The organism is Chitinophaga sp. S165, assembly GCF_003182155.1.
Taxonomy (GTDB): domain Bacteria; phylum Bacteroidota; class Bacteroidia; order Chitinophagales; family Chitinophagaceae; genus Chitinophaga.
Genome location: NZ_QGTG01000003.1, coordinates 631,346 through 649,414, shown reverse-complemented (window position 1 = coordinate 649,414; position 18,069 = coordinate 631,346). Strand labels below are relative to the sequence as shown.

Here is an 18,069-nt window from a genome sequence, read left to right as displayed (position 1 = left end):
AGTTTCAATGATGCTCAAATGGCTTGACGTGATAAAGTTTGCCAATAACGGCAATCCAGCTCCTGATAAAAGAGTGGAAAAGACACAAGAAGAGTGGAAAGCAATTCTTACCCCCTGGCAGTTTAATATAACCCGGTTGAAGGGCACAGAGCGTCCATTCAGCTCTGACCTCTGTTCTTATTTCGAACCTGGAAGATATGCCTGTATCTGTTGCGATACAGAACTTTTTGATGCTGACACAAAGTTCGAAAGCAGAACAGGTTGGCCTTCATTCACTCAGCCTATAAAGGAAAATGCGATCGCCTATCGTAAAGATAACACTTTGGGGATGCTGCGTATTGAAGCGATATGTAATACATGTGATGCTCATTTGGGGCATGTTTTTCAGGACGGGCCAAAACCCAGTGGCCTTCGTTATTGCATGAATGCAATTTCTCTTAAAAAAATAGATGTCAGTGAAAAGAAAATAGATTTTGGAGGTGGCTGTTTCTGGTGTACCGAGGCTATTTTCCAACAGATTATCGGAGTAACAAAAGTGGAAAGTGGTTACAGTGGCGGAACTGTTATTAACCCAACGTACAGAGAGGTTTGTAGCGGTACTACAGGCCATGCTGAAGTGGTGGAAATCACGTACAACCCAAATGAAATTTCATTTGACGATTTACTGAGAATACATCTGAGCACCCATAATCCCACGACTGTAAACAGGCAGGGCACTGACGAGGGCTCCCAATATCGTAGCATAATCTTTTACAGAACTGAAGAAGAAAAGCAAGCCGCGTTAAGGATTATTGATGAAATGCAAAAATCATATTCGGATATGATTATCACTCAACTGGAAATGTTTGAACATTTCTATAAAGCGGAAGATTCCCACCAGAATTACTATAGCAGGAATCAGGAACGAGGGTATTGCCAGGCAATTATTGATCCGAAACTATCGAAGCTCCGGAATACATACCGTGACAAATTAAAGCAATAACAAAGCCCTCATATATATCCATGTAAGATTGTCATTTGAATGTTCAATTATTTAAAAAACTATATAAAATGGAAAAGATCGAAATGCACGAAGGAGAAAAAGGAATTTCTTTTTTTTCACTAAATGTAGATGGCAAGGAGGTCGGAAGAATGACGGTTAACATTACTCCTGGTATACTAAGAGCAGGGTTTACAAGTATTGGCCTAACTCAGCGAAAAAGTGGATATGGAAGGGTACTGGTAAATGCAGTAACCGATTATGCACGTGAAAACAGTCTGAAAATAATTCCGGAATGCGGCTTTGTCGCTATGATGTTTAACAAATACCCGGAGAAGTATGGAGACATCCGGGCGGAGCGCTAATTGAAATCATCTGTACAAAAATGTTTTAACGGAATCGATCCTGCCGGCACACAAATAAACGCAGGCAATAACTCTTTCTAATTACTATTTTTTATGAACAAGTTTTTAATGCCGGACGAACAAAACGTTTCGGAAACAAACAAAAGAATCTTTGATGAGCTGAAAGACATTTTCGGCAAAGTCCCGAATATCCTATTGGCCTTTACCAGCAGCGAAAACGGCCTTGAGAACTACTTCAATTACTTCATACAAAAGAACTCGTTGACATATCGCGAGCGGGAAGTGATAAACCTCGTCGTAAGCCAGGTCAATCAATGTCCATATTGTCTTAGCGTTCATAGCGCAGTAGCTGAACGTATTGGTTTTAATAATGAACAGATATTGGAGATACGTGCCAACAACGTTCAGTTTGATCATAACTTGAAAGCTATTGCAGCTTTGGCACATAACATTGCGTTCACAAAAGGGCATATCTCCGGGTCCGTTCTGTTAGACTTCTACGAAGCCGGATATGATCAGGGGCACCTGGTGGACGTTGTACTTGCTGTTGGCAACATCACCACGCTTAATTTATTATATGCAATTACAAACGTCCCTATCGACTTTCCACACGTAACAGTACAAATTTCCTAAGACGAACTAACAATTTTCCAAAATCTGCAGAATATGATACGTAAAAAGCAAACGCTACGTCTGTTCCCGAAAGATATCACTGGAGATCTCGTTAAAGACCGTCAGGAAGTTATCATTAACTGGCGGGCAGGTCAGCTGATACTCGATGAACCTACGTTCAACGGCGGTCACGACATCGGTCCCGATCCGTTTACAACGGTGCTATCCGGACTGATAGGCTGTACATTGACAACACTACGCATGTATGTTAAAGAGAAAGGATGGAACATCACAGACATACATTGTTCGGTAAATATGATCCAACAAACAGAGCCATTCAAGACCTCGATTTTCAGGACGCTCTCGTTTGGTCAGCCTGTGACCGAAGCACAAAAGGAACGGCTGCTTTGGATCGCCATGAATTGTCCTGTTGCAAGGTTGCTGCAAGGGGAGATCAATATAAATACAAAGTTGTCTGACGATCCAGCTGTATCAGCAGGTATGGGAAACTATCCTCCATCGGATGAGGCTTCCACAGATGACACGAAGAAATTTACTGCTTAGTAACGACACCCCGAAAGGATCATACCGACCATCTATGGACTTCGTAACCGGCTGGTGAAACAAAACGCCTAAGATGGTCGGTACCATCAGTTCCCGGCTTATGAGGCCGTTTTTCTAATCCCCCTACCCTACAGATCACTGCCTGATTTTTTCTGCATTCCCCTTAATAAATAAGAGGATACTTTGTTAACTTTAGCCAGACCAAAACCAGTTACTATCAATATAGCACTTAACCAGTGGCTATTATTCCACGTCAGACCTGTCAAACGTACACCTATGTTCCACATGTAGTTCATTTAACCAAAATTCCACCTCGCTTCAAAAATGACCAGCTTTAGTTCATCTTCAATAGCTTATCTGACAGCATTATTCTGCTGCTGCTTTCTAACGTGTATAAAAGCGCAGCGGCCAGCATATATTGATCACACCACTGCCGAGTATATCTTTACCCATGACGAAATAAGTTGGTTGGAAGATCGCTCCGGAACCATGAATTTCAACGAGGTGAGGACCCGGGATGCAGCAGGTGCATTTCAGCCCAATACCAGCTACTATCCAAAGAACTTTAATCCCCGGTCAGTATACTGGTTCAAGGTGCGGGTCATAGTTTCAGATTCCATCGCAAAGAATCAGGGCTTAATCGAATTCTTTGACCAGACTATCGACGAGATAACGCTTTATTTACCTCATGCCGGGGGTCGGTATATAGCGGCCTATTCGGGAGCAGGCAAAAACTTTAGAAACAGGCTTTACCGGCACAAAAATTTCGAGTTCCTTATACCTGATCTCTCTAAGGGTTCTTACGTTTATTATGTGAGGATAAAATCCTTAAACGAAGTCAACTTCATTATGGTTTACCGCACGGTAGAACGGTTCATTAACTACGCGCTGGTCGAATATATAACTTATGGATTGTTCTACGGTATGATACTCGTTTTCTGTTTATACAATCTGCTGATGCTGTTGGCAACCCGTCTCAGTCACTATCTTTATTATGTGCTGTACATTGTAAGCGTTGGTGTCTATGAGATGAGCACAGACGGCATTGCCTTCCAGTTCATATGGCCAGGTATACCGGAATTGAATGAATATATGTATGGCATCTCCCTATATTGCATGAGTATATTCGCACTCATTTTTGCCAGAACGCTGTTACGGGTAAAAAGGCAAAGTCCTCCGCTCTATAAGTTGATCAACTGGATCATCATCATACGTACCATTTATTTTGTGATCTGCGTGTTTATCAAAAGAGAATGGTTCATATATAAATTCCTGGATTTTATACCACTCTTTACTGCATTCCTCTCCGGCTTTGTTATTTGGTGTAAGGGTTTTAAACCTGCACGTTTCTTCGTATTGGGTAATGCCTTCCTTTTTATTGGCGCTATTGTCAAGCTTACAACTGTATTAGGCCTTGTAAAAGGTATTTCGGCTGTACCCGGTCATTACAGTATGGTGCTTGGTTTTGCGATGGAAATGATATTGTTATCCTTTTCTATTGGCGACCAGGTAAGGCTTTTCAGAAAGGAGAAGAAACAGGCGCAGGATGACGCCTTCTATCACATGCAAAATAATCTGAAGCTACAGGCATCCGTCAATCAGCAATTGGAAGAACAGGTAGCAGCGCGCACAAAAGAGCTTGAGCGTCAGTCCAGGGAGATACAAGAACAAGCCCTGGAGATCGCGCGAATGAATCGGCTGCTTGAAAAAGATAATGCTGAACTTAAAACTAATATCGAAAAGATCACCGATGCACGTATTAAATCTGCTGAGCTTACGTTTGAAGAATTCAGTCAGAAATATCCTGATCAGGAAAAATGCTACAGGTTCCTCGCCGATTTAAAATGGAGTAAAGGGTTTGAATGTAGAAAGTGCGGTTATACCAATTACAGCAATGGGCGTAAACCATTCAGCCGCCGGTGTAACAAATGTGCTTATGAAGAATCACCGATGCATGATACCATATTTGAAAACAACAGGATACCGATAAATAAAGCTTTCTACATCGTATATCTGGTATTTACTACCAAAGGAAATATCTCATCGTACCAGATCTCAGAAAAGACTGATATGCGCCAGGGTACTTGTTGGGCATACGCCACGCGTGTAAAAAACCTGCTTGATACGGAGGGCGGTGCTTCTAGAAAGAATAAAAAAGCAAGTTGGACCGATTTGATAATGAAGACATAACAGTCATTATATCCCTTCATTTCAAAATTGAACAAGCGCCCCAATTGCAATTTTCTTCGCGTGTGTAAATGCACCATTAAATTGTGTAGTCTGAACAGCTCCGGATTCAAGGAACAATTCATCTGTACCTGTCCCGGTTTCAGCGCGACTATATGTTCCTGACGTAAATAGTGACAGATAACTTCTGAGACGGAAGGCACATGTTACTGACATCTTAAGATCAAATCCCCTGGCCTCCTGCTTAAAACTGACAGGGTGCTGAAAGGCGTCGATCAGATTCCAGTCTGCAGTGGCCTTATAGTTCATCTGGCTGTATTGCAGCTCTCCTGTTAGTTCTAACCATGAAGTTGCCCTGTAACGGCCGGATAGCCCGCCAGAAATCCCTTTCCAGCTGGTATTATAAGTACATCGGAGATTTCTCTCTCCCGGAATATATTGAGCATGGTTTAGCAGGAATAAAAACTCCCTATTTTCAGCATATCCCACAAAAACGGTGATACGCAATCCGGCACGTTGCAGAAAATTATATCCTCCATAAAAGCGAACAGCCGATAGGCGGCCCTCATCAGCATCCAGTTGTGCCGAATACGTTGGTAATCCACGATCATCATCTGCATAATCAGTATCTGTAGCATTCCCTGCTTTAATGAAGCATTTTGATACTTCACCTGTAATAAACAACCGGTTTGTGACATTAAACCGTCCTCTGGCGTCTAGGGAAGGACCGCTTAACGCATGCCATTTCACTTCAGAAAGTATATTGGGTGATTGTCCGCTTCCATTCCCTGCTATCGACCATCGCAGATCGGCCGTCTGATAACCGCCGGACAATGCTACCTCCATCACGGGCGAGCTGTATTGTGCATTGACAGCTACAAAACTGAACAGAAATATGACATTGAGCAGAAAGGACTTCATATGCATAATTGATTTACCCGCCCGGTACTAAACCAGGGCGGGTAAACTAAGTTTAACAGATTAGATTACTGATTTACGCCGAATGCTTCCCAACCGGATACTGTCGGACGGTTACAGGTCATTGCCTGCGTTCCGTTTTCGGAGCATACATACATGCCATTACTTCCTCTTAGCGATATTTTGCCATCGCCGTTAACCAGCCAATCAAATTTCTCCCAGTCTCCGATAGTAAGGCGATTACAGGTGATAGCTTGCGTCCCGTTCTCTGATGATACATATTTTCCCTGGGAGCGAAGTGCGATCTTACCTCCACCAGCATCAACCACTGTAAAGGTCTCCCATCCTGATGCAGTAGGCCTGTTACAGTTCATTGGCTGCGTGCCGTTCTCGCTGCTTACATACATATTATTAAAGCCCTTCAGGGTAATGTCCTGACCTATAGGAGCGTTCGGAGTAGTAGTCCCTCCAGCCCATTTGAACGTAGCCGCAGCTCCGCCTGGTAAAGAGTAGGTAAAAGACTGGTTACCCCATTTTACTTTAAATGAAACGTTTGATGAACCATTATTAAAGGCAAGCAACACCTTAGAACCATCGCTGTTCTTAAAAGCAGTAGTTTGGATATTTCCTGAACTGTTAGATGAAATACGTACAGCTCCGGGTTGAACGAATTTAGAAACGTGCGCTATGATGTAATATCCAACTCTTCTTGTAATGGTACCTCCGTCGATAGTCACGGCACCCATCGATACATTGCTGCCTCCTGGCGTGTGAGGACCTCCTTGTGAATCGCTCACCAGGTTCCATTCCAACACCGTTTTCGCCCAGTTGTTTATTGATCCGATAACTACATTTTGTATGTGCCATGACAGATCTCCGGAAAAGCTACCGCCTGTAGAAGTATACTGTTCTGTGAAATAAACATTCTTGTTGGTAGCATTCTTTACCGTTGTCATAGCAGAGATATTTCCGCCATACAGGTGAAACGCAGAGCCATCCACATAAGTACTGTTATTCGCTACATATATAGGGAACTCGGTGTTATCACAATTGTGGTCGTAGCAGATTATCTTACAGTTAAAGCCTGCGCCGCGTAATTTAGGACCAATAAAGTCGTTTATCAGTCCCAGTTCGTTTTCTTTGCTCAGCGTCATGCTCGGCTCATTATGAGGATTCAGCGGCTCGTTCTGAGGCGTCAGGGCCCATATTTCGATACCCTGTGCCCTCATAGCATTCATATAATCCAGCCAGTATTGCCCGTAGCTCTCGTAGTTTTCCCCTTTAAGCGTACCTCCAATAAAAGATCCGTTCGTTTTCATCCACCGGGGTGCGGTCCACGGTGTCGCCATTATTTTGATAGCCGGATTGATAGCGAGGATCTTTTTCAATATGGGAATAGTGTAGGTCATGTCCGGACCAGACAAGCTAAATGACGCACCGTCTCGATAGGTGTACGAATAATCACTCAGGTCGGTGGCGCCCACGCCTATGCGGACAACCGAAATGCCTATACCACCCGAAGGACTGAAAAGCTCATTTAATAATGAACTTTGTGCGCTCGCAGATAAATTGCTGATTAACTTGGCACTGGCCTGGGTAAGTGTGTACCCGAACCCATCGATATCCTGATAGGTAGCCCCTTCATTTACTGTAATTGTTGTGCCTCCGGTTCCGGCATCGGGCGCGAATGTAACATTGCCCTGTTGCTGCAGAAGTTGACTCTGGTTACCTGTCGTCATCCAGATACTTACCGATTCATTAGCCCTGGCAGTTGTCATGCTGACATCAGCGTCGTCGGGCTTGTAAATATTCTTTTTACATGCATAAAATGCAATACAAAGCATGCCTGCGGCGGCAAGCCGAAGATAAATTTTCCTCATTTTGTGGATTTTTACTGGTTAAAAATTGGCTGATTTGATTTTTAGTCCGGCAAGGTTTACTAAGTCATAGGTTTTGATGTTTATGGTTACTGGGCACAAATTGATCTTCACAATCCTGGTCTTTGAGGGATATCAGCGCACAGATAATTTGCTCAATATATCAGGATAACAGGTGGTCATTCTGTTCCTGGATGATCAAATTTATCGAAATATAAGTCAATAAAACAAGCAAATATCCTCACAACCAAATGATTATCAACAATACACAGGGCATTTTAATTCACTTAAGTCACATGCTGCAAAAAGAAGTAACTATTGAAAAACATCATTTTAGATTTGGGGATTTCTGGAGCGGTGATGCTTTTAATACACTTAAAAAACATTTAATTTATTCCTTTAGGACTATAAAAGACTGCATCGGAAGCTCACCAGTTGAATCACGTGCGTGGTCTACCGGCCATTTTCCGGCATTAATTGAACCAGAGCAAGAGGTGCTCATCTAATATTTCCATTCATACTTTTTGCGCTTCACTTATGACCTTTCAACCCTAAATTGTATTGATTCAACCAAAATTGTCACTTATGAGAACAACCCTTTTGCTTATCTTAACTTTTATTGTGCAGACTTGCTTTGCCCAGGAAGACGGGTACAAGATGCCACCCAAAGAGATCGCAGATCTGCTACTTGCTAAGCCCGCACCTGCCGTAAGCATTGATGGTCAGGGAAACTGGATGCTACTAATGGAACGCAACAGTTATCCTTCGGTAGAAGAACTGGCGCAGCCGGAACTTCGTATAGCCGGACAACGCATCAATCCCAACAACTATGCTTTGAGCCGGCAGAATTTCATCAATAACTTCAAGCTGAAAGACCTCAACTCCAACAAGGAATATCCTGTCGCCGGATTACCCGCCGGCATGCTTGCCGGTAATGTGGTATGGAGTCCAAATGAAAAAAAGATAGCATTCATCAATACGACTAACAAAGCAGTTGACCTTTATGTGATCGACATTAGCACGCGTAGGGCTACCAGGGTAAATAAACAGGCGCTGAATGTAATACTGGGGCAGGATTTTATATGGATGGACAATAATACTTTATTGTATAAAACAATTCTGCAGCCCGCTACGGCAGCTCCCATCCGGTCATTAATGCCCTCCGGTCCGACCATTCAGCAAAATCTCGGTAAAATAGCGCCTAGCCGTACTTACCAGGACCTTATCAAATCTCCTTATGACGAAAAATTGTTCGCCTTCTATTCAACCGTGCAACTGGTGAAAAATGTGAACGGTGTAGAAACCAAAATTGGACAACCGGCCATCTATAACACCTTTAGTTTATCGCCTGACAAGAAGTATTTGCTCACGCGTGTCATTAACAAGCCTTTCTCGTACCTGGTGCCCGCTAATGGATTCAACTCCAGCGTCAATATCACTGACGTCACTGGTAAAATCGTGAAAGTGATAGCCATGTTACCTTCAACAGAATTATCGCCTTCCGGATACGACAATGTTTTGAACGCACCACGTTCTTTTGAATGGCGGAGTGATGAACCTGCCACCATTACCTGGTGTGTGCCACTCGACAGTGGTATTTACAAAAGCAAAACAGATTACCATGATGCAGTATATACGCTCAGCGCACCCTTCACCGGCGAAGCTAAAGAACTGTTTAAAACAAGCTGGCGTTACAGTGGGATCAGTTGGGGCAATGAGCATGTAGCACTTCTGATCGAACGTTTGCAAAGCAAACAAAGCACACGCCTGAGTCGTTACAACCCATCTACCGGTAAACTGGAAACACTGCTGGAACGTAATACTACTGATGCCTATAACAATCCCGGTATACCGGTAACGGAAAAAAACAAATATGGTCAACAGGTGATCAAACTCGTTGACAATGGCACTAAGCTGCTAATGAATAATCCGGTAGGCAGTTCCCCCAAAGGCGATCTGCCATTCATCGCCAAATTCGATCTGGCTACCAAACAGAATGAGATCATCTGGCGTTGTCCGGAAGGAACTTTTGAAATGGTGACCGATGTGATCAATGCTGATAAACTGGTACTATTGACCCGCCGCGAGTCTCAGAAAGAAATGCCGAACTATTATATCAAAAACCTGGTATTGCGTTCGGCTGATAGAGCCATCACTAATTTTACCAATCCTTATCCGCAGCTTGAGAACATCAGTAAACAAAAGATCAGTTATAAAAGAGCCGACGGTGTAGATCTCACGGGCGACCTCTATCTACCTAAAAATTATGATCCTAAAAAAGACGGCCCATTGCCCGTGTTAATGTGGGCATATCCGAGAGAGTTCAACAATGCAGCCGATGCAGCACAGATTCGTGGTTCACAATACCGCTTTACGATGGTTAGTTATGGAGGTCCTGTATTTTGGGTAACACAGGGTTATGCAGTGCTTGACAATACCGAAATGCCCATTGTAGCTACTGATTCGTCTAAGAAGCCCAACGATAACTTCACCGACCAATTGCGTATGAATGCCGAAGCAGCCATCAACAAACTGGCAGAAATGGGTGTTGGAGATAGGAACCGTGTAGCTATCGGCGGGCATAGTTATGGTGCTTTTATGACCGCAAATCTGCTGGCGCATACTAACCTGTTTAAAGCTGGTATTGCCCGCAGTGGCGCCTATAATCGTAGCCTTACACCCTTCGGTTTCCAGAACGAAGACCGCACCTATTGGGAAGCGCCGGAACTATACAGCGCCATGAGCCCATTCAGCTACGCAGATAAGATCAAAACACCTTTACTACTCATTCATGGCGAAATGGATGATAACTCGGGTACCTTCCCTATTCAAAGCGAGCGCCTATTCAATGCGGTGAAAGGACATGGCGGTACCATACGATTCGTCATTTTACCCTATGAAGCGCATGGATACAAAGGGAAGGAAAACCTGCTGCATATGTTGTACGAACAGAATACCTGGCTGGATAAATATGTAAAACATGGTGAAAAGGATAGTACTCCGGCTACTGCTAAGAATGCATTTTAGTTGGCCGAATATAATAACGCAGTCATTCTATCGCGATTATCAATAAGCTCCAGTCCCTAACGCAAAAAGGATAGTGATCACTATCCTTTTTGCGTTTATTGCAATATCTTTTCGTTACAACTGCGAATAAATCTTGTAGTTTACCACCGGTCTTTCTTGTATATAACCTTCTGGAATGGCTGCTCCGTTAGCCTGACTACAACTGTATAAAAATATCTTGTTTAGAAGAATACATACTGGCGTCTTTAACGGATCAGCACAGTATCACCACTTATAACATAATTGAAGGCGTTAGTCTCTTTTAAAAGGTCCAATGATTGTGCAATTGGTGCATTTCTATCAATAAAACCGGTGAATCTGCTGTTACCTGTTTCATGATTTTGGATAATTACCTCAACTCCAAACCAGCGTGGTAAGATCTTACTGACCTCTTCGAATGTAGCGTTATGAAAGAAGTATAGCCCCTTACGCCAGCTCAAACAGTCGCGTGTACTAAATCGGTCTACTTCTATCCCTTTGTCTTTTGTATAGGTGCCCTCATTTCCCGGAGTGAGCACCAGGCTATTCTCCTTTGTAATCATCTTAACAGCTCCTTCAACCAAAGCAACTTTCTCCTGCCCGGCATCATAGGTATTAACGTTGAATTCTGTACCCAGCACCTGCACCTGACTATGTGATAAATTGACGATAAAAGGCCGCTTTTCATCTTTTGCGACCTTTATATAGGCCTCACCATCGACTACTATCTCCCTGGTCGCTCCTGAGAACTTCAGAGGAAATTCAAGGCGCGTAGCTGCATTTAGCTGTATTTCCGTTCCGTCATCTAACCGTACGACATAATCCTTTCCCGGTGGAACAGTAAGAATAGCTGTTTTATTGTCGGCCACAGCACTGGAATAAGTCAAGGTTTTGTTGATATTATTAAGATGAGTACTGCCCACCTTCATCTCCCCCTGACTTCCACTAAGGTCAATGACTTCTTCACCGGGCAGGCGCAATATGATTTGTTTGCTGATATGGCTAGCTACTTGCCCACTTTTAAATGACGGCGACCTGGAAAACCACGATAGATATACTCCTAAGAAAACGGCGATTGCTGCAGCAACCCCAACACTCGCACGCAACCATAATTGCCGGGATTTGCGCCTATGAATTGTTTGCCATACAGCCGCCTCATAGGCTGGCGCCAATTCTTCTATTCTGCGGAGGTCCTCTGGCTTATATTGCTCATGAAGTGATCGATAGATCTTAAGTGCCTCTGGGTCTTCTGCAATGAGTTCTCTCAGGAAAAGATCAGACTCCTCATCTATGGTGCCTGCGATCTTATCAAGCACCAATTCCTTTAAGTATTCCGGATCAAAATTCATATTAAATTAACATATAACTATAAGGCATGAAAATGGAAGAAAGGGGGTATAGGAGAAAGCTAAATTTCATTGATTTTTTTTAATTTCTTCCTCAAAATGCGAAGTACGTTACGAACCTGTGTTTTAACAGTTGCGGCACTGATACCCAACTCTAAGGCAGCTTCCTTTTGGCTTTTACGCTCTATATATATCATTTCAAAGGCTGTCCGGCTAGCTACTCCCAACTCGCCAATGGCCGAATTGAGTGTAAGCCGCAGTTCTGAATTTTCTATGGGAACGGCCGTTACCATAGTTTCTTTAAGGTAGGCATATTGTTTACGTCGTTTTTGATCAGTCGCTTCTTTATCCAATTTGTTAATGCATTTATTACGAACAGCCTGCAATAGATATCCTTTTAATGTAGTGTTGATAACAACTGTCTCCCGATTTTGCCAAAGCCAGAGGAATACCTCTTGCACAACATCGCCCGCATCAGCTTCATTTTTCATGAAGGTATGTGCTCCCAGGCACATACGCGTCCAGTAGCGATGAAACAAGATAGTAAAGGCTTTTTCGTCTCCTTCTTTTATAAGGAGGAACAGTTCATTGTCATTCAATGTGTCCATTGCAATTTCTTGAAAACCACTATTTGTTAATCAGCCCTTTGTGTTTATTAAACTCTGATGTAGGATTGGCGGGTTTAACAGCAAACGATTGGATGAGACAGCAAAAGTAAAGAAATGTTAACCAGAATTCCAATAGCAGGCCTCTTCCGCCAAGGAATGGTTCCTATTGTCAGCCCCAGATTTGATATAAGCGAACTAAAGCACAGTTTTTCATTACGCCCTTGGCGATTTGAAAATATCGAATGTATTCGTCGTTGCAATTAACAAATTTGCCCGGACAATTCAGTTAATGACAGGTTAACGATATCAGATTCGCGTGCCAATGTTACGCTTTTGTTAACTCGACTTTCCCAACTCGACCCACATTCCTACTAAAACTCTTTACCAGTAAGGATTCCATAGATATCCCACATCGTATCACAAAAGAATAGACAATTATTTTTTGAAATGGGGTATACCCCCTTTATTTCAGTTTCCGGCCTTAATGTTATAGGGGTTAATAAAAGGTAATCCAACTAAAGGATTCCGTTGTGTGAGTGTACTATCATATAAACTATCAATTATTATATCAAGATCTACTAGCTAATGTATTCGTCAGTTATGCCAATTTAAGATAAGTCGAAAAACAGTTTATCGATTGTCGCGGGGACGTTCATTATTATATCGGGTAAAAACCAAATAATCAACTATTACTTATGAGTAGAATTCTAAAGGGGTATCCTGCAGTCAACAGATTAGTCATGTGTCTGTTATTGTTGCACATCGGCTTATTAACACAAGCCCATCCTGCCAAGGCCGGCAAAAAAGTTACCATCATTGCAAACCAAACGCCTTTAAGGGAAATTCTCTTAAGCGTGACGCGGCAAACAGGTTATGAGTTTGTATATCATAATGAAGATGTAAATGAACGTGAACGCATCAGCGGAAGATTTATTAATCAGGAGGTCGATGAATTTCTTTCAAAATTGTTCTCTGGTAAGGGCGTTAGTTTTAGTTATAAAGGCAATGCGATTACTATTAGGAAGAAGAGCGAATTTCCTGTTAATAATACGAGGATATCGGAAGATTCTGCAAGTGCCGGTACCGTTTCTATTTCCGGAAGGATAACCGATGGAAAGGGAAATGCACTACCGGGAGCTACGGTTATGGTTAAAGGTACGCGAAGAGGGGTTTCGGCTGATGGACAAGGTCAATTCGTGCTTGCATCAGTTTTGGAGAATGCGACCCTTAGCATTTCACTTATTGGATATGAAATGAAAGAGGTAGCCTTAACCGGTAACTCATTTATAAGCATACAGCTTAAACAAGCCGTCGGAGACCTGGACGAAGCGGTAGTTGTAGCCTATAATACTACCACAATCCGCAATAATACTGGCGCTATCACAGTCGTGAAGGGCAAGGACATACAAAATTTGCCCAACAGAAGTCTTGATAAATCACTTCAGGGGCTTGTCCCTGGCTTGTTAGTTACGGGAGGAAGCGGCCAGCCCGGTGCAGGTCTGGCTAATATGGTAATTCGCGGCATATCAACGGGCAGTAGCGCTCTTAACGGCCAAACTATCAGGAACCCGTTGATAGTCATCGATGGAATTCCAGTAACACAGGATCAGTTCCAACAAAAGATCGGAGCTAACGTCACCCCTATCTCCAATCCAATGTCGCAACTCAACCCTTCTGATATTGCAAGCATATCAGTATTGAAAGACGCTGCCGCCATTGCATTGTATGGTTCCAAAGCGAGCAATGGCGTTATTCTGGTAACGACCAAGCGAGGTAAATCTGGCAAGACTACATACAGCTTTAGGCATCAAACTGATTTCTCCAATCCACTCAATAGCAAAACAAATTTACTCTCAAAAGACGAGTATTTAAAGCTTTTGTTTGACACTTACAGGAATACAGACTCAACACTTTGGACAGACGAAAAGATAAAACAGGATCTGTACAAGAAGTTTCCAACAACAAAGAATGCATCGGGAGAGACAATATTCTATCCCGAACCGGACTTCAAATCGGAAATCTATGATGGAAATGCGGCTACTATCTCAAACGAGCTATCCGTCTCCGGTGGTAGTGGAACATCCAACTTTTATCTCAACCTGGAATATACAAAACAGGACGGTATTGTTAAAGGAACTGATTTCAATAGAAAATCACTACGGTTTAACTTTGAAAATCGTCCTTCACAAATCCTGAAATTTGGATTAAATAGCGCCCTTTCCTATACGCAGCAAAATTACGCCAACGGTCTAGAAGCAATTAGTTCTTTCGGTGCGTCATCAGTAGCTTCCCCACTAAATCCCATTCGTTTTGATGATGGCAGTTACCGTTTTATATATCCATATGGTGCGCTCACCGGGTCCTATGTGAATCCTGTCGCGGAAGCTGATTTCAATATCAATCGTAATACGGCATATAGAGGATTGGCAAAAGGATATGCGGAACTCTCATTTCTAAAATATTTTACCTTATCAGCAAATCTCGGCGCGGATGTAATGTTTGCTGAAAACAAGGAAAAAAATGATCCGAGATTCTATTCCAGTACATCCGGCACGCCCCTCCCGAGAATATCCGAACTAGACACCCGAAGAACAAATATCATATCAACAAATACAATTAGATATGACAGGTCATTGAACGATAAAATGAACGTCAATGTAGTACTAGGACAGGAGTCACAAATATTGATACAACGCATGCTTGGTGCGGAAGCTACCGGTGGTACGGAAACACTGCCGTACTATGATGAACTCAACAGCCCGGGATATAAAATGAGCAATATTACGGGGCAATCTTCCAGACAGACACTGTTATCAATGTTTGGACAGGCTAACTTCTCCTACGACAATAAATATTTGTTGTCCGCAAGTTTAAGACGGGACGGTTCCTCAAAGTTCGGCACCCAACAAAGATGGGGCAATTATTGGTCTGTAGGCGGCGGCTGGGTAGCGTCTGGCGAACGTTTCACAAAAGAAACCTTACCGTGGATGGACTATCTTAAAATCAGGGCTAGCTTTGGGGCTGCGGGCAACTCATCTGCTATAGATGCATTTACCCGGTTCGAACGAATTGCCATAATAAACTACCAGGGCAACTCCGGCGTTCAGTCTTTAAATAGTCCCGGTAACCCTAATATCCGTTGGGAACAAACGTTCAGTTGGGATGCTGGTATGGAAACACGTTTTTTTAATGAACGTGTAGGGTTCACTTTTGATATATACAATAAGAAAACATCGGGATTAATATATCAGATTAACTTAGGATCAATATCAGGATATAGCAATGTGCTGGCCAATATAGGTGATATGGAAAATAAAGGAATAGAAATATCACTAAATTCAATCATTGTCCGTACTAATAATTTTAAATGGAACTTTAATGCAAACTGGAGCACTAATCAAAATAAATTAATTAAAGCCAATGTAAGCCTGAGTGAGATAAGTGGATCCGTATTGGGAAATGAAGAAGGCCGAAACTTCAACTCGTTTTATATGCCAGTCTGGGCCGGCGTCAATACTGAAACCGGACTGCCTCAATGGATAGGAAAAGATGGTAAGCCAACCAGCAAATATAGTGATGCACCAAAACAATTCGTAGGTAAACCACAACCGGATGCTTTTGGAGCAATTACTAATTCATTCATCTACAAAGGATTTGAGTTGTCAGCAATGCTCTATTATCAGTATGGATTAAGTATTTATGACAACACTGCCGCCTCGCCTTTGTTAACAGATGGTACTTACCCTTACGCAAACCAAACAAAATCCGCATTGAATTACTGGAAGAAACCTGGTGACAATGTCCCTAACCCACGACGCCTTTTGAATAATAGGGATAGAGGAAATTCAATATCAACAAGATACCTGTATGAAGGCAATTATCTACGATTACAAAATGTCTCACTTACATATACGTTTTCACCCTGGCTTACTCAGCGCATCTCTATCAAAATGTTAAAACTTTATGTGCAGGCGCATAATGTAGCCTTACTAAGTAGTTTCAAAGGGCCAGACCCTGACAATACATCTGTTGGAGGGTCGACGAAATTCGCCTATCCCAATCAACGGTCTTATTCCGTCGGTCTAAACCTTAATTTCTAATATATATATACGCATCAAAATGAAACATCCGAAACGTCCGATTTCAGCTATATTTACTTTTATACTCGTGTATGGGACTAGTTCCTGCACAAAAAAATTTTTGGATGATCAAAATATCACGGGTACCTTAATCAGAGAGGAGTATGTCACAGACTTAAAGACAACTGGTGAATATCTTAATGGCGTTTATGCAACGATGAGCACGAGCATGTTCGACGCCGCGAATACTATATATCCGGATCTTATAGCCGATAACACGAAGCCAATTGCAGGGGCATCCGGGACCACGCCAATGCAATTTCAATACAACTGGGACCAACAACCAGATAATAGTCAAAGTACTTCCTTTAATGTCAATAATTGCAATGGACTGTCTTACGGCTGTTATCAAGTAATTCGGGGCTCAAATTTTGTCATTCAGGCTGCGGACAGGTATCAACAACAAGATATAGCAAGGGCAGACGATCTAAAAGGACAAGCTTTGGCGATTCGGGCATATGCCCATTTCACACTACTAAATGTGTTTGCACAACCCTATGGCTTTACCCCTGATGCATCGCATCCGGGTATAGTACTTATCCGCACGTGGAACTGGACCGATAATGCAGGGCAAAGAAATACAGTCGCAGAATGTTACCAAAGTATCATAGACGACCTTACCGAGGCAATTGCTATATTAACCCCAACATCAAATAATCTTACTTTTAATCAAAAGTCCGCCAAATCCTTACTTGCTAGGGTATACTTGTACAAAAATGATTTTTTGAACGCGAAAAACCTTTCCGTTGAAGTAATTCATGCTGTTCCCTTGATGACTGCCGGCTATCCTGAGAACTTGTTTAAGTTTGAAGATACCGAAGCTATCCTGCAACTACCACCGGCAGGATTTGCAAATCAATACCTTACTAATTTCGCCTCTCTTTATTTCAAATCCTTTGCAAGGTTTACAGCCACCAACGATATAGCGGATTTACTGACAGAAGATCCGGAGGACAAGCGAAAGGCTTGGATTAGTGGCGATTTCGACCAATGGACAATTACCAAATTTCCAGAGGGCGTAACTCCAGGCCTGGACTTTCCTGAACAATCATACTTGCAACCTGTGATCCGCAGTTCCGAGATGTATTTAACAGCGGCGGAAGCATATCATCAACTTAATAATCAAGACAGTGCGGTATACTATTTAGATGCTATCAGATTCCGCGCTAATCCCAATACATCTGCTACCACTGCAACAGGCAACGATCTAAAGGTGCTTATCTATAAAGAAAGAAGAAAAGAGCTAGCATTTGAAGGACTGCGTATATTCGATCTGTTGAGATGGAAACAAAGTATCATTCGCAAAGACGCGCTTCCGGGATCACCCAAAGAACTCCCTTATCCAAGCTCACATGCAATTGCTCCCATCTCTTTATTAGATATTGACTCATACAGTATTAGTCAGAATCCGGAATATTAATTAAAACTC

General features: G+C 42.5%; 14 protein-coding genes. 9 read left to right on the top strand and 5 right to left on the bottom strand.

The window, feature by feature from the left end; genetic code table 11:
• The first annotated feature begins 7 nt into the window (after positions 1-7).
• The 4 genes from C7475_RS17040 to C7475_RS17025 all read left to right on the top strand — a co-directional run bounded on the left by C7475_RS17040 (position 8) and on the right by C7475_RS17025 (position 2,520).
• Positions 8-982, top strand: coding sequence for a bifunctional methionine sulfoxide reductase B/A protein (locus C7475_RS17040; protein ID WP_199236245.1), 975 nt, complete (start codon positions 8-10; stop codon positions 980-982).
• Positions 983-1,050: 68 nt separating this feature from the next.
• Entirely contained in the window at positions 1,051-1,344 is a 294-nt protein-coding gene (locus C7475_RS17035; RefSeq protein WP_110054581.1) for a GNAT family N-acetyltransferase, read from the top strand.
• Positions 1,345-1,437: 93 nt separating this feature from the next.
• A complete protein-coding gene (locus C7475_RS17030; protein WP_110054580.1) occupies positions 1,438-1,977 on the top strand; it encodes a carboxymuconolactone decarboxylase family protein in 540 nt (179 codons plus the stop codon).
• A 33-nt stretch (positions 1,978-2,010) separates the two neighbouring features.
• Positions 2,011-2,520, top strand: a complete 510-nt coding sequence (locus C7475_RS17025) for an OsmC family protein (RefSeq protein ID WP_110054579.1) — start codon at positions 2,011-2,013, stop codon at positions 2,518-2,520.
• Positions 2,521-2,648: 128 nt separating this feature from the next.
• Here the strand turns inward: C7475_RS17025 and C7475_RS33010 are convergent, their stop codons facing one another.
• The gene (locus tag C7475_RS33010; protein ID WP_158286526.1) at positions 2,649-2,807 is read right to left on the bottom strand and encodes a hypothetical protein; all 159 of its coding nucleotides are present in this window, start codon (positions 2,805-2,807) and stop codon (positions 2,649-2,651) included.
• A gap of 61 nt (positions 2,808-2,868) precedes the next feature.
• Here C7475_RS33010 and C7475_RS17020 point away from each other — a divergent pair, with 61 nt between their 5' ends.
• Positions 2,869-4,710: a 7TM diverse intracellular signaling domain-containing protein gene (locus C7475_RS17020; RefSeq protein WP_370445430.1), complete on the top strand. Its 1,842-nt coding sequence runs from the start codon at positions 2,869-2,871 to the stop codon at positions 4,708-4,710.
• 21 nt (positions 4,711-4,731) lie between these two features.
• Here the strand turns inward: C7475_RS17020 and C7475_RS17015 are convergent, their stop codons facing one another.
• Entirely contained in the window at positions 4,732-5,628 is an 897-nt protein-coding gene (locus C7475_RS17015) for an omptin family outer membrane protease (RefSeq protein WP_158286525.1), read from the bottom strand.
• A 65-nt stretch (positions 5,629-5,693) separates the two neighbouring features.
• On the bottom strand, positions 5,694-7,505 hold the full coding sequence (locus C7475_RS17010; protein WP_110054576.1) for a glycoside hydrolase family 30 beta sandwich domain-containing protein: 1,812 nt from the start codon (positions 7,503-7,505) through the stop codon (positions 5,694-5,696).
• 293 nt (positions 7,506-7,798) lie between these two features.
• On the opposite strand from C7475_RS17010, the gene C7475_RS17005 reads away from it, so the two are divergent.
• The gene (locus tag C7475_RS17005) at positions 7,799-8,008 is read left to right on the top strand and encodes a hypothetical protein (protein ID WP_146217577.1); all 210 of its coding nucleotides are present in this window, start codon (positions 7,799-7,801) and stop codon (positions 8,006-8,008) included.
• A gap of 79 nt (positions 8,009-8,087) precedes the next feature.
• The gene (locus C7475_RS17000) at positions 8,088-10,529 is read left to right on the top strand and encodes a prolyl oligopeptidase family serine peptidase (RefSeq protein ID WP_110054574.1); all 2,442 of its coding nucleotides are present in this window, start codon (positions 8,088-8,090) and stop codon (positions 10,527-10,529) included.
• A 245-nt stretch (positions 10,530-10,774) separates the two neighbouring features.
• Here C7475_RS17000 and C7475_RS16995 read toward each other — a convergent pair whose 3' ends face one another.
• Entirely contained in the window at positions 10,775-11,896 is a 1,122-nt protein-coding gene (locus C7475_RS16995; RefSeq protein WP_110054573.1) for a FecR family protein, read from the bottom strand.
• 59 nt (positions 11,897-11,955) lie between these two features.
• Positions 11,956-12,501, bottom strand: coding sequence for an RNA polymerase sigma-70 factor (locus C7475_RS16990; protein WP_110054572.1), 546 nt, complete (start codon positions 12,499-12,501; stop codon positions 11,956-11,958).
• A gap of 695 nt (positions 12,502-13,196) precedes the next feature.
• On the opposite strand from C7475_RS16990, the gene C7475_RS16985 reads away from it, so the two are divergent.
• Positions 13,197-16,601: a SusC/RagA family TonB-linked outer membrane protein gene (locus tag C7475_RS16985; protein WP_110054571.1), complete on the top strand. Its 3,405-nt coding sequence runs from the start codon at positions 13,197-13,199 to the stop codon at positions 16,599-16,601.
• Between the two features lie 19 nt (positions 16,602-16,620).
• Positions 16,621-18,060, top strand: a complete 1,440-nt coding sequence (locus C7475_RS16980; RefSeq protein ID WP_110054570.1) for a RagB/SusD family nutrient uptake outer membrane protein — start codon at positions 16,621-16,623, stop codon at positions 18,058-18,060.
• Positions 18,061-18,069: the final 9 nt, after the last annotated feature.

What these genes read in the sequence shown, in the direction of transcription:
- C7475_RS16995 (WP_110054573.1), bottom strand. Translation starts at nt 11,896, where the DNA reads ATGAATTTTGATCCGGAATACTTAAAGGAATTGGTGCTTGATAAGATC.
- C7475_RS17000 (WP_110054574.1), top strand. Translation starts at nt 8,088, where the DNA reads ATGAGAACAACCCTTTTGCTTATCTTAACTTTTATTGTGCAGACTTGC.
- C7475_RS17005 (WP_146217577.1), top strand. Translation starts at nt 7,799, where the DNA reads ATGCTGCAAAAAGAAGTAACTATTGAAAAACATCATTTTAGATTTGGG.
- C7475_RS17025 (WP_110054579.1), top strand. Translation starts at nt 2,011, where the DNA reads ATGATACGTAAAAAGCAAACGCTACGTCTGTTCCCGAAAGATATCACT.
- C7475_RS17010 (WP_110054576.1), bottom strand. Translation starts at nt 7,505, where the DNA reads ATGAGGAAAATTTATCTTCGGCTTGCCGCCGCAGGCATGCTTTGTATT.
- C7475_RS17030 (WP_110054580.1), top strand. Translation starts at nt 1,438, where the DNA reads ATGAACAAGTTTTTAATGCCGGACGAACAAAACGTTTCGGAAACAAAC.
- C7475_RS16990 (WP_110054572.1), bottom strand. Translation starts at nt 12,501, where the DNA reads ATGGACACATTGAATGACAATGAACTGTTCCTCCTTATAAAAGAAGGA.
- C7475_RS17035 (WP_110054581.1), top strand. Translation starts at nt 1,051, where the DNA reads ATGGAAAAGATCGAAATGCACGAAGGAGAAAAAGGAATTTCTTTTTTT.
- C7475_RS17015 (WP_158286525.1), bottom strand. Translation starts at nt 5,628, where the DNA reads ATGAAGTCCTTTCTGCTCAATGTCATATTTCTGTTCAGTTTTGTAGCT.
- C7475_RS16985 (WP_110054571.1), top strand. Translation starts at nt 13,197, where the DNA reads ATGAGTAGAATTCTAAAGGGGTATCCTGCAGTCAACAGATTAGTCATG.
- C7475_RS33010 (WP_158286526.1), bottom strand. Translation starts at nt 2,807, where the DNA reads ATGTGGAACATAGGTGTACGTTTGACAGGTCTGACGTGGAATAATAGC.
- C7475_RS16980 (WP_110054570.1), top strand. Translation starts at nt 16,621, where the DNA reads ATGAAACATCCGAAACGTCCGATTTCAGCTATATTTACTTTTATACTC.
- C7475_RS17040 (WP_199236245.1), top strand. Translation starts at nt 8, where the DNA reads ATGATGCTCAAATGGCTTGACGTGATAAAGTTTGCCAATAACGGCAAT.